Below are 18,709 nucleotides of genomic sequence, written 5' to 3'. Positions count from 1 at the left end.
CGCTGCCTCACTTGACCTCGGTGCTCCGCACCCGCAGGAAGCCGAGCGTGCCGGGGATGACGATCCACAGCACGAGGGTGACCACCAGTCGCAGGTAGTCGACCGGGCCGACGTCGATCGGATCGCCGAGGAACGTCGTCCCGTCGCGCAGCATCATCAAGGCATAGTCGATGTTGATCCACGGCAGCAGGTCCTGCGCCCAGCCGAACAGTGCCATCAGGATCGGGTAGACCATGACCGGCAGGATCAGCGCCACGATGTAGAACACCGCGATCGCGGCAGGGGTGTTGAGCAGCAGCATCGCCAGCGCGAAGGCCATCCAGAAGAACAGCAACTGCGACGCGACAGTCCAGGCCAGGTCCCCGATCGGGACGTTCCAGACCACGTCGTGCGGCGTGATGATTCCGTAGATGACGTTGCCGAGGGCACCGAACGCCACGGCGATGACGATCGTGGCCAGCGCGAGCACGCTCACGGCGACGAACTTCGCCAAGATGACCCGCCCGCGGTTGGGCTGGAGCGTGAACGTCGTGAGGTGGGTGCGCTGGCTCCACTCGCTGCTGACGATCAGGATCGCGAACACCGGCAACAGGAGCGAGACCGGCAGCGCCATGATCTCGGCGAATCCGCCCGCGGTGATCGTGACGTCGTCGTTGAGTCCGATCACCAGCAGGGTCAGGGCCATGGCCAGCAGGATGAACACCCCGGTCAGGCCGAACAGCCAGATGCCGCCGCGGGTGTCGATCATCTTGCGGACCTCGACCTTGACCTCGCGGCCGAACGGGACGCCCGGACGCGAGAGGTCGATCGTGGGGTTGGTCGTGGTGGTGCTCATGCGAGGGCTCCTTCTGCGGCGATGACGTCGCGCTGGTCGTCGGCGGTCAGCTGCAGGAACTTGGCCTCCAGGCCGGCCCCGTCGGCCTCGCGCAGTTCGAGCAGGGGGACGCCGGCGGCGGCTGCCGCGAGACCGACCTCTTCGGGTGTCGCCGGCGAGGTGACGGCGTCGGATGTCTGGACCGCCTCGAGGCCCGCGGCCTGCATCGCGCGGATCAACGCGGCGTTGTCGCGCGCACGGACCCGTGAACCGGTGGTCCTCAGCAGGTCGTCCTTCGTCCCCATCGAGACGATGCGCCCGTGACCGATGAGGATCAGGTCGTCGGCGATGATCTGGATCTCGTGCAGCAGGTGCGACGAGAGCATGACGGTGCCGCCGCGGTTGGCGTACTCGCGCAGCAGTTGGCGCATCCAGTGGATCCCCGCCGGGTCGAGCCCGTTGGCGGGCTCGTCGAGGATCAGTACGCGCGGATCGCCCAGCAGCGCATGGGCGATGCCCAGGCGCTGACGCATGCCCAGCGAGTAGTTGCGCACGCGGCGCTTGGCCTCCTTGGGCGTGAGGCCGACCAGGGCGAGCATCTCGTCGACGCGGGCGCTCGGCAGGCCCATGGTCTGCGCGCCGATCGTCAGGACCTCGCGGCCCGTGCGACCGCCGTGCTGCGCGGAGGCGTCGAGCAGGACGCCCACCTGGCTCGCGGGGTTGGGGATGTCGGCGTAGTTGACGCCGCCGATCGTGGCGGTGCCGGACGACGGGCGGGTCAGCCCGGTGATCATCCGCATCGCGGTGGACTTGCCGGCCCCGTTCGGGCCGAGGAAGCCGGTGACACGACCGGGCTGGCAGACGAACGAGACGTCGTCCACGGCCCGGAAGTCGCCGTACGACTTCGAGAGGTTCTTGACTTCGATCATGGCTCCACCCTGCCCGATCAGGTGGCCGTCCGGCAGTCTCCGACACGCTCGGACTGTTAACCGAAGGTAGGGGGTCGGGTCGCCGAACGCTCGACGCGTCCGACCGGTCGGCGCGCCTATCCTGAGGCCGTGACGATGCCCGCGCCCCCGATCTCGCGGTGGGGCCACGCCTGGCGGATCGCCCTGGTCCTGTCCATCTCGCTCGTCGCGTGGGTGCCCCTGGCGGAGTACCAGTGGGACCGCGTGCGCTGGTGGTTCTGGCTGGACCTGGCCGTCGGCGTCCTCTCCTTCGTCGCGGTCTTCTGGCGGCGGCGGTTCCCCGTCGCGGTCGCCCTCACCACCAATGTCGCGGCGGGCTTCTGTCTGAGCGCGGGCGGCCCCGCCACGCTCGCCCTCTTCTCGCTGTCCACGCGCCGGCGGTGGCGCGAGATCCTCCCGGTCAGCGCGGTCAGCTTCGTCTCCGGCGCATGCTTCATCCTGTTCGCCGACCCGAACGCCGATCGACGCGAGCTGATCCTGGTCGACCTGGCGTTGATCACCACGATCATCGCGATCACGGTCGGCTGGGGCATGTACGTGGGCTCGCGGCGGGAGCTGCTGGCCACGCTGCGCGACCGGGCCGAGACCGCCGAGTCCGAGCAGGCGGCCCGCGTCGCGCAGGCGCGGATCGCCGAACGGGCACGCATCGCGCGCGAGATGCACGATGTCCTCGCCCACCGGATCTCCATCGTCACGATGCACGCCGGGGCCCTGTCCTACCGCGACGACCTCTCGGCCGAGGAGGTCAGGACGACGGCGGCCACGATCGAGCAGAGCTCGCGACTGGCGCTGGTCGAGCTGCGCGAGGTGCTGGGCGTCCTGCGCGAGGGAGCCGGCGACGCCGAGCCGGAGCCCCCGCAACCGACCGCCGCGGCGATCCCCGACCTGATCCAGCGATTCCGCGACGCGGGGATGAACCTCGCCGTGACGGGGTCGGTCCACCCCGTGGACATTCCGGCGCCCACCGGTCGCACCGCCTACCGCGTCGTGCAGGAAGGGCTCACCAACGCGGCCCGGCACGCACCGCGCACGCGGGTCGAGCTGACGATGTCCGGCGGGCCCGAGACCGGGCTCGCGATCGAGGTGATGAACCGGATTCCGGCAGGGACCCGGGCCTCGGACCCGCCGCCCGCGTCGGGTCTGGGTCTCATCGGCCTGACCGAGCGAGCGGCGCTGGCCGGCGGATCGCTGGAACGCACGACGACCGCGGACCGTCACGTCCTGAGGGTGTGGCTACCGTGGGCACCGTGATCCGCGTCCTCATCACCGACGACGATCCGCTCGTGCGGGCGGGCCTGAGCCTCATGCTCGGTGGAGCCGCGTCGCTCGAGGTCGTCGCCGAGGCCGCCGACGGGCGCGAGGCGGTGGCGGCCGTCCGCGAGCATGCGGTGGACGTCGTTCTCATGGACCTGCGGATGCCGGTCATGGACGGCATCGAGGCCACGCGGGCCATCGTGGCCTCGCCCGAACCACCCAAGGTGCTCGTCCTGACCACCTTCGACGCCGACGACTACGTCGTCCGCGCGCTGTCCGCGGGCGCCGCCGGCTTCCTGCTGAAGGACACTCCCCCGCCGCAGATCGTCGATGCGATCCAGAAGGTCGCGGACGGCGAGCCGATGCTCTCACCGACCGTCACCGAGAACCTCATCCGGCGCGTCACGGCCGACTCCACGGACACCCGGCGCAGCGGTGCGGCCCGACTCGTGGACACCCTCAGCGAGCGCGAGCTGGAGGTCGCCCGGGCCATCGGTCAGGGCAGCTCCAACGCCGAGATCGCCGCCGAGCTGTTCATGAGCGTCGCCACCGTCAAGGCCCACATCTCGCGCATCTTCACCAAGCTCGACGCCGGCAACCGCGTGCAGGTCGCGATCACCATGCACGAGGCCGGCCGGCTGTAGTCGCCCGACTTTCGGCCTCGCGCCGTCCCCCTGCCCGACTTTTGGAAAGCGTTTCACCCTTCCCGCCGGGAAAAGGGTGAAACGCGTTCCAAAAGTTCCGCGGGATGTCGCCGGTCCTACTCGGACGCCGCCAACTGGCCGCAGGCCGCGTCGATCTCGTCGCCGCGGGTGTCGCGGATCGTGGTGCTGATGCCCTTGGCCACGAGACGGCGGACGAACTCGTCCATGTCCTCATCGCGCGACCGGGTGAACTTCGAATCCGGGATCTCGTTGAGCGGGATCAGGTTGACGTGGACCCAGCCCCAGTCGCCGTACGAGTTGAGCACGTCGGCGAGCAGGTCCGCGCGCCAGGCCTGGTCGTTGATGTCGCGCATCATCGCGTACTCGATCGAGACGCGGCGCTTGGTGGTCTTGGCGTAGTTCCACGCCGCCTCGACGGTCTCGGCGACGCTGGAGCGGTTGTTGATCGGGACCAGCTCGTTGCGCAGCTCGTCGTCGGGCGCGTGCAGGCTGAGCGCGAGGGTGACGGGGATGCCCTCCTCGGCCAGCTGGCGCATGCGCGGCACGAGGCCGACGGTCGAGACCGTGATGTTGCGGGCGCTCATGCCCAGGCCGTCGGGCGCGGGGGCGACCATGCGGCGGACGGCGCCGATGACGGCCTTGTAGTTGGCCATCGGCTCACCCATCCCCATGAACACGACGTTCGAGAGGCGGCCCGGGCCGCCGGGCACGGCGCCGGACTCCATCTGGTGCGCGGCGTCGACGACCTGGTCGATGATCTCCGCCGTGCTCATGTTGCGCTGCAGACCGCCCTGGCCGGTGGCGCAGAACGGGCAGGCCATGCCACAACCGGCCTGGCTGGAGACGCAGATCGTCGCGCGGTCGGGGTAGCGCATGAGCACCGACTCGACGAGGGCGTTGTCGAACAGCCGCCACAGGGTCTTGCGGGTCGCGCCCTTGTCGGCCTCGAGCACGCGCACCTGGTCGAGAAGCTGCGGCAGCAGCGCCCCGACGATCGCGTCGCGCTCCTTCGCCGGCAGGTCCGTCATCAGCTCGGGGTCGCGCTCGTGGCGCGCGAAGTAGTGGTGCGCGACCTGCTTGACCCGGAACGGCTTGAGACCGAGCTCCTCGGCGGCGGCCTTGCGTTCGTCGCCCGAGAGGTCCGCCAGGTGTCGCGGCGGCTTGCCGCGCCCCCGGGCCGGAGCCATCACGAGAGGCAGCGGCTTGGGGTTGACTTCCGCCACATCGACCTCGTTCGCCATGACTCCAGTCTCCCAGACTGTCCCCACTGAGGACGAATCCGCGAGATCAGGCGACCTGGTACCGCGGCGACAGGGACGCGACGAACTCGAGCTTCTCGAGCACCGGCGCCGCGATCACGAAGGGGTACAGCGGCTCCTTGCCCATCGAGCGGTTGATCTGGTTCAGCGCGACCGACAGCGGGATCCAGACCCCGGCGACGAGATCACGGAACGAGCGGAACGCGCTCGGGTCGACCGTCGTGAGGCCCAGCGACTGCGCCGTGTCGATCGTGTCGGCGATGTGCAGGAAGTGGGCGAAGGTCTCGGCGAAGTCCTCCCACGGGTGCATCGTCGCGTAGGCGCTGATGTACCGGGCCCGCCACCCCGCGGGCGGGCCCTCGGCGTAGTGCCGGTCGAGCGCCTCGCCGTAGTCCTGACGCTCGTCGCCGAACAGCTCGCGCGCCCGATCCAGCAGCTCGTCGCGGACCAACAGCGCCTCGTAGTAGTGGCCGGTCTCGTGGCGGAAGTGGCCCAGCAGCGTGCGGTACGGCTCGTCGAGATCACGCCGCAAGCGCTCACGGTGCACGCTGTCGCCCTCGGCCAGGTCGATCGTGACGACCCCGTTCTGGTGTCCCGTCGTGACCGGCACGTTGGCGCTCGAGAGCAGGTCGAACGCCAGGCCGTTCTCGGGATCCTGGGCTCGCGTGACGATCGGCAGCTCGAGCGCGTCGAGCTCGACGATGAGGCGGCGCTTCGCGGACTCGGCCGCCGGAAAGGCCTTCATGCCTGCAGCGTCGGAGTCGGCGGGGCGGGTGCGGGTCAACGCGCAGTTGAAGCACAGGCTGCCCTTGGCCTGGGTGAGCCAGGTGCACGCCGACAGCTCGCGATTGCGGCACAGCCACCAGGTGTCGCCCTCGGCGTCCATGTAGCGGCCGTCGTCGTCGACCGGGACGATCGCCTTCTCCTCCCGGGAGAACCCGAGTGCCGATCCGCAGGAGACACACGTGGTGTTCTCGAAGTACAGGACATTGCCACACTGACGACACTCGAATGCACGCACGCCACCACCTTGTCGTCCCCGGACGGTGTCTGCCAGTCCGGGGACGGAGATCACACGAGGGGCGCGACGTCGACCTGGACGTCGAGCGTGGAGGACTTCGCGTCGGTGTAGATGATGCCCTTGACCGGCGGGACGTCCTTGTAGTCCCGACCCCACGCGACCGTGACGTACCGGTCGTTGACCCACTGGTCGTTCGTCGGGTCGAGGGCCAGCCACGTGCCGTCCGGCAGCCACACGGCCGCCCAGGCGTGGGAGGCGTCGGCCCCGACGATCCGCTCGCGACCGGGCGGCGGCGTGGTGGCGAGGTAACCGCTGACGTACCCCACCGCCAGACCGTGGGAGCGCAGGCAGGCCAGCGTCAGATGCGCGAAGTCCTGACAGACCCCGGCCCGCTGGGCGAACACGTCGTCAATCCGGCTGGTGACGGTGGTCGCGCCCTTGTCGTACGTGAAGTCGGCGTGGATCCGGTGCATCAGATCCGTGACCGCCTCGCCGACGGGCCGACCCGGGACGAGCGACGCGGCGGCGTAGTCGTGGGCCTGCCGTGTCTGGTCGACGAGGGTCGACGGCAGCGCGAGGTCGACGGCGCGCCAGGCCCCCTCGACGCCGGGCCGTTCGGCGGGCCGGGCCTGCTCCCACGGCGTGGCGAGGGCGGCCGGACTGTGCACCGGCAGGCTGACCTCGACCTCGCTCGTGGCGTCGACCACGAGCGTCCGGTGCGGCGAGGTCACCTGGAAGTAGGTGACGGTGTTGCCGTAGTAGTCGGCACTGCGACTCGTGTCGGCGGGGGTGGGCTCGATCCGCACGTCCACCGACTCGACCTGCTGGAACGCCGAGGTGCGAGGCACCACGTGCGCGATGCCGTAGCTGTTCGAGACGTCCTCGTCGTAGGTGTACGTGGTCCGGTGCCACACGCGGTACCTCATGCGTCCGTCCCGCCCGTCGAGAAGCCGAGGGACCGCGGCGTCGGGCCGGTGGCGAAGTGCACCTCGGCGACGGCGTCGGAGAGCCGCATCAGGTGCTGCGCCGTGGCCTGGGCGAACCGCACGAAGTTGGGCCGGGTCTCTCCGTCGAGATCCAGCAACGCCCCGACGTCGAGCCGGTCCAGCTCCGCCAGGAGATCGTCGACCAAACGCTCCGGGCGGGTCGACCCGCTCGACCCGGGCAGGGTGGCGAGGGACGCGTCGATGGCCAGCAGGTTGAACCGCAGCGAGCGCGGGTTGGTCTCGTCCAGCAGCAGCAGGTCCAGCACCGACGCGGCGCGCACGACGCCACGGTGGCGACGCCGATGCGTGACTGCACTCTCGGCCACCTGGAGCACCGCCTGGTGGACGTCCCGGTCGACGTCGAGGCCGCGACGCACCGACAAGGTCGGGCCGATGAGCTGGCACAGCTGCAGGCTGCGCTCGATGCCCCGGCCGATCTCCATGAGGTGCCAGCCCTCGTCACGGACCATGTTCCCGGTCACGCCGTGCAGGGACAGGATCGCCGTCAGCATCCGCCCCGCGCTCTCGCCGATCTGCCACCCGTGCGGGTTGGCGGCGAGCAGACCTCGCGCCCGGTCCATCGCGCCGAAGACCCGGAAGAGGTCGGGCGAGACCTGGTCACGCACGCTCTGGGCGATCTCCTTGAGACGCATGACCGTCTGGCCGACCGAGCCCGACCGGTGGGCGTCCAGCAGCAGGGACCGCAGATCCCCCTCGAAGTTCGCGGGGTCGTACGAGGACGGGCTCAGCGACCGCATCACCCCGGCCACGACCGCCAGCGTGCGTCCGCCGCTGGAGTGCGGTCGGCCCTGGAAGTCCTCGGCCAACTCGTGCGTGGCGATCGCGAGGCGCAGCAGGTCCTCGACCCGCTCGGCATAGCGGCCGAGCCAGAACAGGTCGTCGAGCACGCGCGGCACCGGCGTGACCGGAGCGCGGGCGTGGGTGACCGGCAGGACGTCCGGCAGGCCCTGGTCGGGCTCGTCGGGCGAGCCCTTCAGCACCCACACGTCCTTGCTGACCTCGATCTGGTCCGCGGACGAGCCGACCGGCGCCGCCGTGGCGAGCCCGCCGATCATCGGTCGGTAGCTGGAACCGTGGCGCAGCGTGAACGCGCGCAGGGTCAGCGCGTGGGGCTCGAGACGCCCCTGGTCGAGCGTCGGCGAGACGGACACGCCCACCGGCTCCTGCCCGACGTAACGGTAGGGCTCGGCCACGATCGCCTCCACCAGCCGCTCGCGCGACGACGTGTCGACGTCGAACGGCGGATCGATCCGCCGGACCGTCAACTCGTCCAGCCGGTCCAGCAACTGGTCGCGACCCTCGGGAGTGCCGGCCCAGACGGTCGGTACACCGGGCAGGCGCAGCGGCTCGTCGAGGAGCTGCTCGCACATCTCGGACATGAAGGGCATGAGGGCCGCGTTCTCGACGACGCCCGAGCCGAGTCCGTTGATGACGGTCACCGTCCCGCGGCGCACCGCCTCGGTGAGGCCGGTGACGCCCAGCTGGGACTCGCCGCGCAACTCGAGCGGATCGCTCCACTCCGCATCCACGCGGCGCAGGATCACGTCGACGCGCTCCAGGCGGCCGAGCACGCGCATCCACACCGCGCCGTCCCGGGCCACGAGGTCCGTGCCCTCGACCAACGGGAAGCCGAGGGTCGACGCGATGAAGGCCTGGTCGTAGGCCGTCTCGGAAGTCGGCCCGGGCGACAGGACGACGACGCGCGGATTCTCGACGGTGGGCGGGGCGGCCTGCATGAGCGACACCCGCAGCACCTGGAAGAACGGGGCCAGGCGGTGCAGGCCCGCCTCGCGGTACGCGACCGGCAGCACGCGCGAGAGCACCCGGCGGTTCTCCATCGCGAAGCCGATGCCCGACGGGGCCTGCGCGCGGTCGGCGAGGACCTGCCACTCCCCCGTCGGAGTACGGCCCAGATCGGTTCCGGTGATCACGAGCTGGCGTTGGTGCGCCGCCGTCGCCCGCGCGACGGCGCGCAGGAAGCCGCTGTGGCCGAACACGATGCCCGGCGGCAGCGTCCCGCGCGCGAGCAGCTCCTGCGGGCCGTAGAGGTCGACGAGGATCGCGTTGAGCAGCTCGGCGCGCTGCGCCAGGCCCTTCTCGAGCGTCGCCCATTCGTCGGCCGAGATGACCAGCGGGACGGGGTCGAGCCGCCAGGAGCGCTGTTGGCCACCCGGCGGCGTGTAGACGACGCCCTCGTCGGCCAGCAACCGCGCGATCTCGTCGCTTGCCCGGGTGAGCTCCGGCAGGGTCACGTCGACCGCCTCGGCCGCCAACCGCTTCCAGGCCGCGCGCAGAGTCCCGTCGGGACTGGCGACCTCGTCGTAGGGGGCGGCCGACTGGCCCAGCGTCGGCTGGATCACCGAGGCGGCGTAGTCGCGCAGGACGGTCATGGCCTCAGACCAGGAGGTACATCACCAGGTACGCGACGGGCGCGACGGCGATGAGCGAGTCGAGCCGGTCCATGAGTCCACCGTGGCCGGGGAGCAGGTCGCCCATGTCCTTGATCCCGACGTCGCGCTTGATGAGCGACTCGCACAGGTCGCCCAGCGTCGCGAAGCAGACGCCTGCGATGCCCAGCACCAGACCGGCCCACCACGGGCCCTCGAGCGCGAAGACCACGATCAGGATGCCCGCGGCGACGCTGGCCACCATGGAGCCCGCGAAGCCCTCCCACGACTTCTTCGGCGAGATGGTCGGAGCCATCGGGTGCTTGCCGAAGAGCACGCCGGCCGCGTAGCCGCCGATGTCGGAGGCGATCGTGACCAGGATGAACGCCACGACCCGCCAGGGGCCGTCGTCGGCGGTGAGCATCCGCAGGACGAACGTGCCCATGAGGAACAGGTACGACAGCAGGAAGATGCCCGCGGTCGCGTCGCGCACGAACCCGGCGCTGCCCGACCGCAGCCGCCAGGCCATCGTCGCGATGACCGTCAGGGCCATCACGGCCGTGGCGGTCTCCATGTCGTCGTAGTAGCCGACGACGAGCATCGTGACGCCGCCGGCCAGCACGGGCGGCAACGGCACGCGGATGCCCGCGGTGGCGAGCGCCCGGGAGAGCTCGAACGCCGCGACGACGAGCGCCACGACGACGACGATGCCGAACAGGTCCTTGAACCAGATCAGCGACAGCAGGACGACGGCGACGAGGGTGACGCCGACGGCGATCGCGGCCGGCAGGTCCCGACCGGCACGGCCGGTCTTCTTCTGCGCGGCCGGATCGGGTGTCGGGACGTCAGACGTCAAGGAGCTCTGCTTCCTTGGACTTCAGGGCCTCGTCGATGATGTCGACGTGCTTCTTGGTCAGCGCGTCGAGGCGCTTCTCGGCGCCGGTGACGTCGTCCTTGCTGATCTCGGAGTCCTTCTCGGCCTTGTCCATCGCCTGCTTGGCGCTGCGGCGCACGCCGCGGACCGCGATGCGGCCGTCCTCGGCCTTGGACTTGGCGAGCTTGATGTACTCCTTGCGGCGCTCCTCGGTCAGCTCGGGCAGCGTCACCCGCAGCACCTTGCCGTCGTCGGAGGGGTTGACGCCGAGGTCGGAGTCGCGGATGGCCTTCTCGATGGCGGACTTCGCCCCGAGGTCGTAGGGCGCGATGATCACGGTGCGCGCCTCGGGGACCTGGAAGCTGGCCAGCTGCTGCAGCGGCGTGGGCGTCCCGTAGTAGTCCGCCGTGATCTGCGCGAACATCGCGGGGTGCGCGCGGCCGGTCCGGATTCCCTCGAATTCGTCGCGAGTGTGCTCGACCGCCTTCTTCATCCGGGTCTCGGCATCGCGCAGTGTCTCGTCGATCACGTCATGCTCCGTTGCATCGTCGGGTGCCCACGCTCACGCGTGGACGAGTGTTCCGATCATCTCACCACGCAGGGCACGGGTCACCGCACCCTCGTCGTTCATGTTGAACACCATCATGGGCAGTTCGTTCTCCATGCACAGCGCGAAGGCGGCCGCGTCGACCACCTGCAGGTTGCGCTGGAGGGCTTCGTTGAAGGTGATGCTGTCGAAGCGCTGGGCCTCGGGGTTGCTGCGGGGGTCGGAGTCGTAGACCCCGTCGACGCCGTTCTTGCTCATCAGCACGACGTCGGCCTTGATCTCCAGGGCGCGCTGGGCCGAGACCGTGTCGGTCGAGAAGTACGGCATGCCGGCGCCAGCGCCGAAGATCACGACGCGGCCCTTCTCCATGTGCCGGATGGCGCGGCGCGGGATGTACGGCTCGGCGACCTGCGCCATGGCGATCGCGGACTGGACGCGCGTCTCGACGCCCTGCTTCTCGATGAAGTCCTGCAGCGCGAGCGCGTTCATGACGGTGCCCAGCATGCCGATGTAGTCGGCGCGGGCACGTTCCATGCCCCGCTGGCTGAGCTCGGCCCCGCGGAAGAAGTTGCCGCCACCGACGACGATCGCGACCTGCACGCCCTCGCGGACCGCCTGGGCGACCTGCTCGGCCGCGTCGTTGACGACGTCCGGGTCGATGCCCGTGGCTCCTCCACCGAAGACCTCACCGGAAAGTTTGAGAAGAACACGGCGAGCCATGGGTACGAGATTATCCGATGGCGTCCCCGCTGGTGCACGCAGCGTCGACTTCGGTGCCCGCGCACTGGAGTGACTGCCGAGAAGCCCGGGAAATGCACGAGGGCCCCGTGGATCGCTCCACGGGGCCCTCGTCGATCAGGTGCGGCTCAGGCGCCGACCTCGATGTGGCTGAAGCCCTTGATGGTGATGCCGGCTTCCTCCGCGACGGCCTTGACCGTCTTCTTGTTGTCGGTGACGCTCGCCTGGTCCAGCAGCACGTTCTCCTTGAAGAACCCGTTGACGCGACCCTCGACGATCTTGGGCAGAGCCTGCTCGGGCTTGCCCTCCTCCTTGGCCGTGGCCTCGGCGATCTCGCGCTCCTTGGCGACGGTCTCGGCGGGCACGTCCTCGCGGGTCAGCCAACGCGGGCGCATGGCCGCGATCTGCATCGCGATGCCGCGGGCGGCGTCCTCGTTGTCACCCTCGTACTCGACCAGCACGCCGACGGCCGGCGGCAGGTCGCTGGCACGACGGTGCATGTAGGTGGCGACCTGCCCCGACCGGGCGCTGACGCGACCGAGCTCGAGCTTCTCGCCGATGACGGCGGCCAGGGCGCTGATCGTCTCGGCGACCGTCTTGCCGTCGTCGAGGGTGAGGTTCGCGAACTCCGCGGCGTCGGCCGGCTTGGCGGCATCGGCCGCGGCAGCCAGGCGCTCGGCCAGGGCGATGAACTGGTCGTTCTTGGCGACGAAGTCCGTCTCGGAGTTCAGCTCGACGAGCGCCGAGCCCGAGTTCGCGACGAGACCCGACGAGGCCTCACGCTCGGCGCCGCGCTTGGCGGCCTTGGCGGCACCCGAGATCCGCAGGATCTCGACGGCCTTGTCGAAGTCGCCCTCGGCCTCGGTGAGGGCCTTCTTGGCGTCCATCATCCCGGCGCCCGTGGCGTCGCGGAGCTTCTTCACATCGGCAGCGGTGATTGCCATGTTTCGTCCTCGGTTCTGGTGACGCCGGCCCGACGGGTCACGTCGGGCCGGCAGATGGTCAGGGATGGCTCAGGACTGGGCGGGCGTCTCGGCCGCGGGGGCCTCGGCGGCCGGAGCCTCAGCAGCGTCGGCCGCGGGGGCCTCGGCAGCGGGGGCCTCAGCAGCAGGCGCCTCAGCGGCGTCGGCAGCAGGCGCCTCAGCAGCGTCGGCCGCGGGGGCCTCAGCGGCCTTCGAGGCGAGCAGCTCCTTCTCCCAGTCGGCCAGCGGCTCCTCGGCGCCGAGCTCCTGGCCCGGGGTCTCCTCGCCGGTCTTGGCGCCACCACGCGACATGAGGCCATCGGCCACGGCGTCGGCGATGACCCGCGTCAGCAGGCCGACCGAGCGGATCGCGTCGTCGTTGCCCGGGATCGGGTAGTCGACGTCATCGGGATCGCAGTTGGTGTCGAGGATCGCGACGATCGGGATGTTCAGCTTCTTGGCCTCGTCGACCGCGAGGTGCTCCTTCTTGGTGTCGACGATCCACACAGCGTTGGGCACGCGGCCCATGTCGCGGATGCCGCCCAGGGTGCGGTTGAGCTTGATGTACTCGCGACGCATCTGAAGGAGTTCCTTCTTCGTGCGGTTGGAGCCCGCGACGTCGTCGAAGTCGACCTCCTCGAGCTCCTTCATGCGCTGCAGACGCTGCGACATCGTCTGGTAGTTGGTCAGCATGCCGCCGAGCCAGCGCTGGTTGACGTAGGGCATGCCCACGCGCTTCGCCTGCTCCTCGACGGGCTCCTGCGCCTGGCGCTTGGTGCCGACGAACAGAATCGTGCCGCCGCGGGCGACCGTGCTCTTGACGAACTCGTACGCCGAGTCGATGTAGGACAGCGACTGCTGCAGATCGATGATGTAGATGCCGTTGCGCTCGGTCATGATGAATCGCTTCATCTTGGGGTTCCAACGACGGGTCTGGTGCCCGAAGTGAACGCCGCTCTCGAGCAGCTGACGCATGGTGACGACGGCCATGGCCGTACTTCCTTTCAAACCAAGTTGACGCACCGCCGGTCGACGATGCCCTGGTGTCCGACGCGGGCCACCCGACGAAATCAGGACCCGGGCCGCGCCCCGTTCGGTTCTCACGTCACGGGAGAGGACACGCGAATTTCCGCCCCGGAAGGCAGATGGGTCAAGTCTAGTGCACGGCCCACGTCCCGAGGAAATCGGCACCACCGGAGGGCGAAGCGCGGGCCGTCCACACCGGCCGGGGCCGTCGATCGGCCCGTCCACAGGGGTCGGCGGCCGGGTTCCGCCGGGGACTCCCGGGCGCTTGGCTCGTCCTCATGGCCCGACTCCGCCTGCTCCTGCTGACCGTCCTCGTGATGGCGATCGCGTCGCCCGCTCACGCCTCGCCGTGGCAGTGGCCCCTGGGCGACCACCGGATCGACCGCCCCTTCGACCCACCCGCGTCGGACTACGGAGCCGGACACCGCGGCGTCGACATCCCCGGCCGTGCCGGCCAGACCGTCCGGGCCGTGGCCGCCGGGCGCGTCACCTTCGCCGGTCGGGTGGCCGGGATCTGGACGATCACCGTCACCCACGGCGACGAACGGTCCACCTACCAGCCGGTCTCCCCCGCCGTTCGCGTCGGCGACGCCGTGACCGCCGGTCAGCCGTTGGGCCGGTTGCTGGGCGGCCACCCGTCGTGCCGACGGACCTGTCTGAACCTCGGCCGGCTGCGTGGCGAGCGATACCTCGATCCGGCCGACCTGCTGGCGACGTCCGGCTCCTACCGGTTGATCGATCCGGAGGGGACGCCGCCCGACCCACCGGACCTCGTCGGCGGCGACCTGCCCCTCGACGGCCCCGTGACCTCCGCCTACGGGATGCGCCTCCATCCGCTCACCGGCGTGCGCAAGCTCCACGACGGCGTCGACATCGGCGCGCCGTGCGGCACCCCCGTCCCGGCCGCGGGCGCCGGACAGGTCGGTCGTGCCGGCGCGAACGGCGCCTACGGCCTGCAGGTCGAGATCCGCCACGCGGCCGGCGCCGCCACCTCCTACTCGCACCTGTCGTCCCTCGCGGTGCGCGTCGGGGAGCGGATCGGGGCCGGCACCGTCGTCGGGCGGGTCGGCTCGACGGGCGCCTCGACCGGGTGCCACCTGCACTTCATGCGGCTCGTCGACGGACGGCCCGTCGACCCGCTGGGCCGTCCGGGTGCGGGTCAGGCGCGGGGGTGAGCCTGGGTGAAGGCCGCGCGCAGCCGGTCGGCGCTCACGTGGGTGTAGATCTGCGTCGTCCCCATCGAGGCGTGCCCCAGCAGCTCCTGCACGGACCGCAGGTCGGCTCCGCCCTCGAGCAGATGGGTGGCGGCCGTGTGGCGCAGGCCGTGCGGACCGACGTCGGGCGCGTCGGGCACGGCCGCGACCCGCTCGTGCACGATGCGGCGCACGACCCGCGCGTCGATCCGTCCGCCCCGCGCACCGAGGAAGAGCGCCGGTCCGCTCCCGGCCACGGCCAACGCGGGTCGTCCCCGCTCCAGCCACGCGGACAGGGCGTCGGCAGCGGGCACCCCGTACGGGACCATCCGCTCCTTGGCGCCCTTGCCCAGGACGCGCAGCACCCGGCGCGACGTGTCGAGGTCGTCGACGTCGGCTCCCACCAGCTCGCCCACCCGGACACCGGTCGCCCACAGCATCTCGATGATCGCGAGGTCCCGCAGACCGGTGGGACCGTCGTCCTCGACGGAGTCCACGATCGCGTCGACGACGGCGCGCATGTCGATCTGGTTCAGCGCGGGGGGCAGCGTGCGGTGGGCCTTCGGAGCGGCCAGGAGGGCCCCGGCATCACTCGTCGCGCGACCGGTGCGCTCGAGCCAGGCCGTGAAGACCCGGGCGGCCGTCGAGCGCCGGGCCATCGTGGTGCGCGCGCGACCCCGCGTCTGCAGGTTCGCCAGCCAGCTGCGCAGCGTCCGGATCGTGAGCTCGGCCGGGTCGGCCACGTGCAGCAAGGTCGCGTGCTCCGCCAGACTCGCGAGGTCGGTCAGGTAGGCGCGCACCGTGTGCTCCGACAGGTCGCGCTCCTCGCACAGGTGCCGCTCGTAGTCGGCCAGCGTGCGCGCCCAGGCCTCGGAGAAGTCACCCACGGACCCACTCTCGCATCGCCTCGGCCCGGATCCACGGACGTGGGTCGCGGCGGGCGGCGCCGCGCCCGCTACAGCTCGGTCCCGAGGTGCAACAGCATCCGCATCGTCTCCGCGTCGGCTGTCGACGATCACACCGGGTCCAGGCGGACCTCCGTGGCCTTGATGCTCAGCCAGACGTCGTCGCCGGGGGCGAGCTGCATCTCGGCCGCCGCAGCCGGGGTGACGTCCGCGATCCAGCCGGAGACCTCGATCCGGCACGTCGCACCTCGGGACTCGATCGCGCCGACCGTCCCCGGCAGGACGTTCCGCGGGCTGCCCGCCGGCCGCTCGCGGTGCACGGCCACGGCCGTCGGGGCGAAGGTCGCGGTGGCCCTCGCACCGACGGCCAGCGGTGTCACGGCGATGCCCGTCAGCTCCCGGCCGTCCGCCGCGCGCAGTCGGTCCGCGCTCGTCGCCACTCCCTCGACGAGGTTCACACCGGCCAGTGCCGCCCCGAACGCGCTGCGCGGGTGGAGCAGCACCTCACGCGTCGGCCCCTCGTGGACGATCCGGCCGGACTCGACCACGACCGCCCGATCGGCGAGCGACAGCGCATCCAGGGGATCGTGCGTCACCAGCACGGTGGTGGTGTCCTCCAGGACCATCCGCAACAGCCGCCGCAACGCGGGCACCGCCTCGACGTCGAGCGCGGCCAGCGGCTCGTCCAGCAGGACGACGTCCGGCTCGACCGCCAGGGCCCGGGCGATCGCCACGCGCTGGGCCTGTCCACCCGAGAGCTCGCGCGGGCGCCGATCGGCGAGCGCCGAACCGCCCACCCGGTCGAGCCAGGCGTCCCCGCGCACCGTCGCGTCCGCCAGCCCTCGGCTCCGCGGGCCGAACGCGACGTTCTCGCGCACGGTCAGATGAGGGAACAGCCGAGGCGCCTGACCCAGCAGCGCCACCGAGCGTCGGTGCGGAGGCACCCACACGCCCGTCGCGGCCAGCACCCGCTCCCCCGCCATCACGTGGCCGTCGGCCGGTCGCCACAGCCCGGCGATCGTCGCGAGCAACGTCGACTTCCCCGCTCCGTTCGGGCCGAGGACCGCCAGCGTCTCGCCGTCGGCCACGTCGATCTCCAGCGCCATCGCCCGTCCCGGGTCATCCACCCGGGCGGTGAGGCTCACCACGGGGACCGCCCCGGACGGTGCACCAGAGCGATCACCACGAGGGCCACCGCCACCAGCAGGAAGGACAGCGCGATCGCGGCATCGGGGTTCACCTCACGCTGCAGGTAGATCTCGGTGGGCAGCGCGCGGGTGACCCCCTGGAGGCTGCCGGCGAAGGTCACGGTCGCGCCGAACTCGCCCAGCGCACGGGCGAACGACAGCACGGTGCCGGCGATCAGTCCCGGCGCCACGAGTGGGAGCGAGACCCGGGTCAGCACCCGCGACGGCGCGGCTCCGAGGGTCGCGGCCACGTCGGCATAGCCGGGATCGACGGCACGCAGGGCGCCTTCGAGTGTCACCACCAGGAAGGGCAGGGAGACGAACGTCTGCGCCAGGACGACGGCGACGGTCGTGAAGGCGATCTCGATCCCGAAGGCCTCCAGGTGCTGACCCAGCCAGCCCCGGCGGCCGAACGTCGCCAGCAGCGCGATGCCCCCGACGACGGGCGGCAGCACCAGCGGCAGCAGCACGAGCGCCCGCACCACCGACGCCCAGCGCGCCGACGAGCGGGCCAGCGCCAGGGCGAGCGGCACACCGAGGACGACGCACAGCGCGGTGCTGGCCACCGCGGTGCGCAGGCTCAGCCCGAGGGCCGCGCGTGACTCCTCGGTCGTCACCAGCGAGAGGAAGTCGCGCCACTCGACGCGCAGCACCAGCCCTGCCACCGGAAGGACCAGCAGGGCGAGGCCGACCAGGGCCGGCACCATGACCCACGCGGGAACGTCGGTGCGCTTCACGGCGTCCCGAAACCTGCGGTGGTGAGCACCGTCCGGGCCTCGTCGCCGGACACGAAGTCGACGAACTCCGCAGCCAGCGCGGATCGGTCAGGCCCGCCCAGCGCAGCGACCGGATAGCGGTTCACCACCGCCGCGGCCCCGGGGACCTCGATGCTGCGCACCCGCTCACCCGCCGCCAGCGCATCGGTGCGGTAGACGAGGCCCGCGTCGGCCTGGCCGGCGGTGACCTTCCCCAGGACGTCGGAGACGGACTGCTCCTCGCTGACCGGGTCGACGCGCGTCCCGGTGGCCTCGAGCAGCCGCCGCGACGCCGCTCCGCACGGCACCTGCTCCGCGCACAGGACGAGCCTCACCCCCTCGTCGGAGAGGTCCTCGACCGACGTGATGCGGGCGGGGTCGTCCGCCGGCACCACGAGCACGAGGGTGTTGGTGGCGAAGACGACCGGGGACAGCTCGGCCACGCTGTCCTGCTGGACCCGCGCCATCGTGGGCTCGTCCGCCGACGCGAACACGTCCGCCGGCGCGCCGTCGAGGATCTGGGCGGCCAGGGCGGACGAGCCCGCGAAGGAGAGCCGCACGTCCACGCCCTCGTGCCGGTCCTCGAAGTCCCGGGCGATCTCGGCGAACGCCGGAGCCAGTGAGGCGGCGGCGAACACGGTGACCGTGCGGCTGTTCGTCTCGGCACTCCCCGCCCCACACGCGGCGGTCCCCCACAGCACGAGCGCCGCCGCGGCAGCCGCGAGTGCTCGCCTCACGGGGCTCCGCCGGGGGTCTCCAGCGCCACGTTCGTCGCCTTGACCACCGCGACCGCCACGACGCCGGGCTCGAGCCCCAGCTCGCGCACCGACTCGGTACTGACCAGCGAGACGACCCGGTGGGGACCACACTGCAGCTCGACCTGGGACATGACGCGGTCGCTGATCACCTCGGTGACGATCCCGACGAACCGGTTGCGTGCCGACCTGCGCACGGCGGTCGGGTCCGTGACGGACCGGCCCTCGGCCCGCACGTACTCCGCCAGGGCACGCCCGTCGACCACCGTGCGGCCCGAGGCGTCCTTGTCCGCGGGCAGTCGGCCGGCGGCGACGAGTCGGCGTACGGTGTCGGTGCTGACACCGAGGAAGTCCGCAGCATCTGAAATCCGCACCTGAGCCATGAAATCGAT

19 protein-coding genes are annotated in these 18,709 nt (G+C 71.2%); 3 read left to right on the top strand and 16 right to left on the bottom strand.

Going from position 1 to position 18,709, the window contains the following annotated elements; genetic code table 11:
* Positions 1 to 7: 7 nt before the first annotated feature.
* Together GL325_RS00275 and GL325_RS00270 are read right to left on the bottom strand one after the other, a co-directional pair.
* Positions 8 to 835, bottom strand: a complete 828-nt coding sequence (locus tag GL325_RS00275) for an ABC transporter permease subunit (protein ID WP_154594722.1) — start codon at positions 833 to 835, stop codon at positions 8 to 10.
* Positions 832 to 1,743, bottom strand: coding sequence for an ABC transporter ATP-binding protein (locus GL325_RS00270; protein ID WP_154594721.1), 912 nt, complete (start codon positions 1,741 to 1,743; stop codon positions 832 to 834). Before GL325_RS00270 ends, GL325_RS00275 begins: the two co-directional genes overlap by 4 nt.
* Before the next feature lie 135 nt (positions 1,744 to 1,878).
* On the opposite strand from GL325_RS00270, the gene GL325_RS00265 reads away from it, so the two are divergent.
* Complete coding sequence (locus GL325_RS00265; protein WP_223110982.1) at positions 1,879 to 3,033, top strand: sensor histidine kinase; 1,155 nt, start codon at positions 1,879 to 1,881, stop codon at positions 3,031 to 3,033.
* Entirely contained in the window at positions 3,030 to 3,680 is a 651-nt protein-coding gene (locus tag GL325_RS00260; protein WP_222865758.1) for a response regulator transcription factor, read from the top strand. The genes GL325_RS00265 and GL325_RS00260 overlap by 4 nt, the downstream gene beginning before the upstream one ends.
* 116 nt (positions 3,681 to 3,796) lie before the next feature.
* Here GL325_RS00260 and rlmN read toward each other — a convergent pair whose 3' ends face one another.
* The 9 genes from rlmN to rpsB form a co-directional block, all read right to left on the bottom strand.
* The gene (gene rlmN, locus GL325_RS00255; protein ID WP_154594720.1) at positions 3,797 to 4,942 is read right to left on the bottom strand and encodes a 23S rRNA (adenine(2503)-C(2))-methyltransferase RlmN; all 1,146 of its coding nucleotides are present in this window, start codon (positions 4,940 to 4,942) and stop codon (positions 3,797 to 3,799) included.
* A gap of 46 nt (positions 4,943 to 4,988) precedes the next feature.
* Entirely contained in the window at positions 4,989 to 5,981 is a 993-nt protein-coding gene (locus GL325_RS00250) for a putative zinc-binding metallopeptidase (protein WP_187768260.1), read from the bottom strand.
* Between the two features lie 50 nt (positions 5,982 to 6,031).
* Positions 6,032 to 6,907, bottom strand: coding sequence for a transglutaminase family protein (locus tag GL325_RS00245; protein WP_154594719.1), 876 nt, complete (start codon positions 6,905 to 6,907; stop codon positions 6,032 to 6,034).
* Positions 6,904 to 9,378, bottom strand: coding sequence for a circularly permuted type 2 ATP-grasp protein (locus GL325_RS00240; protein WP_187768259.1), 2,475 nt, complete (start codon positions 9,376 to 9,378; stop codon positions 6,904 to 6,906). Before GL325_RS00240 ends, GL325_RS00245 begins: the two co-directional genes overlap by 4 nt.
* Positions 9,379 to 9,382: 4 nt before the next feature.
* Positions 9,383 to 10,231, bottom strand: a complete 849-nt coding sequence (locus GL325_RS00235) for a phosphatidate cytidylyltransferase (RefSeq protein WP_154594717.1) — start codon at positions 10,229 to 10,231, stop codon at positions 9,383 to 9,385.
* The gene (frr, locus tag GL325_RS00230; RefSeq protein WP_154596112.1) at positions 10,221 to 10,742 is read right to left on the bottom strand and encodes a ribosome recycling factor; all 522 of its coding nucleotides are present in this window, start codon (positions 10,740 to 10,742) and stop codon (positions 10,221 to 10,223) included. Before frr ends, GL325_RS00235 begins: the two co-directional genes overlap by 11 nt.
* Positions 10,743 to 10,811: 69 nt before the next feature.
* Positions 10,812 to 11,516, bottom strand: a complete 705-nt coding sequence (gene pyrH, locus GL325_RS00225) for a UMP kinase (RefSeq protein WP_154594716.1) — start codon at positions 11,514 to 11,516, stop codon at positions 10,812 to 10,814.
* 146 nt (positions 11,517 to 11,662) lie between these two features.
* A complete protein-coding gene (gene tsf / locus GL325_RS00220; RefSeq protein ID WP_154594715.1) occupies positions 11,663 to 12,478 on the bottom strand; it encodes a translation elongation factor Ts in 816 nt (271 codons plus the stop codon).
* A gap of 69 nt (positions 12,479 to 12,547) precedes the next feature.
* Positions 12,548 to 13,486, bottom strand: a complete 939-nt coding sequence (rpsB, locus tag GL325_RS00215) for a 30S ribosomal protein S2 (protein WP_187768258.1) — start codon at positions 13,484 to 13,486, stop codon at positions 12,548 to 12,550.
* Positions 13,487 to 13,800: 314 nt separating this feature from the next.
* Between rpsB and GL325_RS00210 the strand changes: the two genes are divergently transcribed.
* Positions 13,801 to 14,697: a peptidoglycan DD-metalloendopeptidase family protein gene (locus GL325_RS00210; RefSeq protein WP_187768257.1), complete on the top strand. Its 897-nt coding sequence runs from the start codon at positions 13,801 to 13,803 to the stop codon at positions 14,695 to 14,697.
* Here GL325_RS00210 and GL325_RS00205 read toward each other — a convergent pair.
* The 5 genes from GL325_RS00205 to GL325_RS00185 all read right to left on the bottom strand — a co-directional run bounded on the left by GL325_RS00205 (position 14,682) and on the right by GL325_RS00185 (position 18,700).
* Positions 14,682 to 15,602 carry a tyrosine recombinase XerC gene (locus GL325_RS00205; RefSeq protein WP_187411412.1) on the bottom strand — a complete coding sequence of 307 codons (921 nt, stop codon included), beginning with the start codon at positions 15,600 to 15,602 and terminating at the stop codon, positions 14,682 to 14,684. The genes GL325_RS00210 and GL325_RS00205 overlap by 16 nt on opposite strands.
* 128 nt (positions 15,603 to 15,730) lie before the next feature.
* Positions 15,731 to 16,765, bottom strand: coding sequence for an ABC transporter ATP-binding protein (locus GL325_RS00200; RefSeq protein ID WP_255955263.1), 1,035 nt, complete (start codon positions 16,763 to 16,765; stop codon positions 15,731 to 15,733).
* Entirely contained in the window at positions 16,762 to 17,544 is a 783-nt protein-coding gene (locus GL325_RS00195; protein WP_255955261.1) for an ABC transporter permease, read from the bottom strand. The genes GL325_RS00200 and GL325_RS00195 overlap by 4 nt, the downstream gene beginning before the upstream one ends.
* Positions 17,541 to 18,299, bottom strand: a complete 759-nt coding sequence (gene modA, locus GL325_RS00190; protein WP_187768256.1) for a molybdate ABC transporter substrate-binding protein — start codon at positions 18,297 to 18,299, stop codon at positions 17,541 to 17,543. Before modA ends, GL325_RS00195 begins: the two co-directional genes overlap by 4 nt.
* Complete coding sequence (locus tag GL325_RS00185) at positions 18,296 to 18,700, bottom strand: molybdopterin-binding protein (protein WP_187768255.1); 405 nt, start codon at positions 18,698 to 18,700, stop codon at positions 18,296 to 18,298. Before GL325_RS00185 ends, modA begins: the two co-directional genes overlap by 4 nt.
* Between the last annotated feature and the right edge of the window lie 9 nt (positions 18,701 to 18,709).

Origin of the sequence: Aeromicrobium sp. 636, from assembly GCF_024433585.1 — a bacterium.
Classification (GTDB): Bacteria; Actinomycetota; Actinomycetes; order Propionibacteriales; family Nocardioidaceae; genus Aeromicrobium; species Aeromicrobium senzhongii.
This window is presented reverse-complemented; position numbering and strand designations above follow the sequence as displayed.

Excerpts from the sequence above, each read along its gene's own strand:
- GL325_RS00265 (WP_223110982.1), top strand. The coding sequence starts at position 1,879 with ATGCCCGCGCCCCCGATCTCGCGGTGGGGCCACGCCTGGCGGATCGCC.
- rpsB (WP_187768258.1), bottom strand. The coding sequence starts at position 13,486 with ATGGCCGTCGTCACCATGCGTCAGCTGCTCGAGAGCGGCGTTCACTTC.
- GL325_RS00245 (WP_154594719.1), bottom strand. The coding sequence starts at position 6,907 with ATGAGGTACCGCGTGTGGCACCGGACCACGTACACCTACGACGAGGAC.
- GL325_RS00270 (WP_154594721.1), bottom strand. The coding sequence starts at position 1,743 with ATGATCGAAGTCAAGAACCTCTCGAAGTCGTACGGCGACTTCCGGGCC.
- GL325_RS00210 (WP_187768257.1), top strand. The coding sequence starts at position 13,801 with ATGGCCCGACTCCGCCTGCTCCTGCTGACCGTCCTCGTGATGGCGATC.
- GL325_RS00275 (WP_154594722.1), bottom strand. The coding sequence starts at position 835 with ATGAGCACCACCACGACCAACCCCACGATCGACCTCTCGCGTCCGGGC.
- frr (WP_154596112.1), bottom strand. The coding sequence starts at position 10,742 with ATGAAGAAGGCGGTCGAGCACACTCGCGACGAATTCGAGGGAATCCGG.
- GL325_RS00185 (WP_187768255.1), bottom strand. The coding sequence starts at position 18,700 with ATGGCTCAGGTGCGGATTTCAGATGCTGCGGACTTCCTCGGTGTCAGC.
- tsf (WP_154594715.1), bottom strand. The coding sequence starts at position 12,478 with ATGGCAATCACCGCTGCCGATGTGAAGAAGCTCCGCGACGCCACGGGC.
- GL325_RS00240 (WP_187768259.1), bottom strand. The coding sequence starts at position 9,378 with ATGACCGTCCTGCGCGACTACGCCGCCTCGGTGATCCAGCCGACGCTG.
- rlmN (WP_154594720.1), bottom strand. The coding sequence starts at position 4,942 with ATGGCGAACGAGGTCGATGTGGCGGAAGTCAACCCCAAGCCGCTGCCT.
- pyrH (WP_154594716.1), bottom strand. The coding sequence starts at position 11,516 with ATGGCTCGCCGTGTTCTTCTCAAACTTTCCGGTGAGGTCTTCGGTGGA.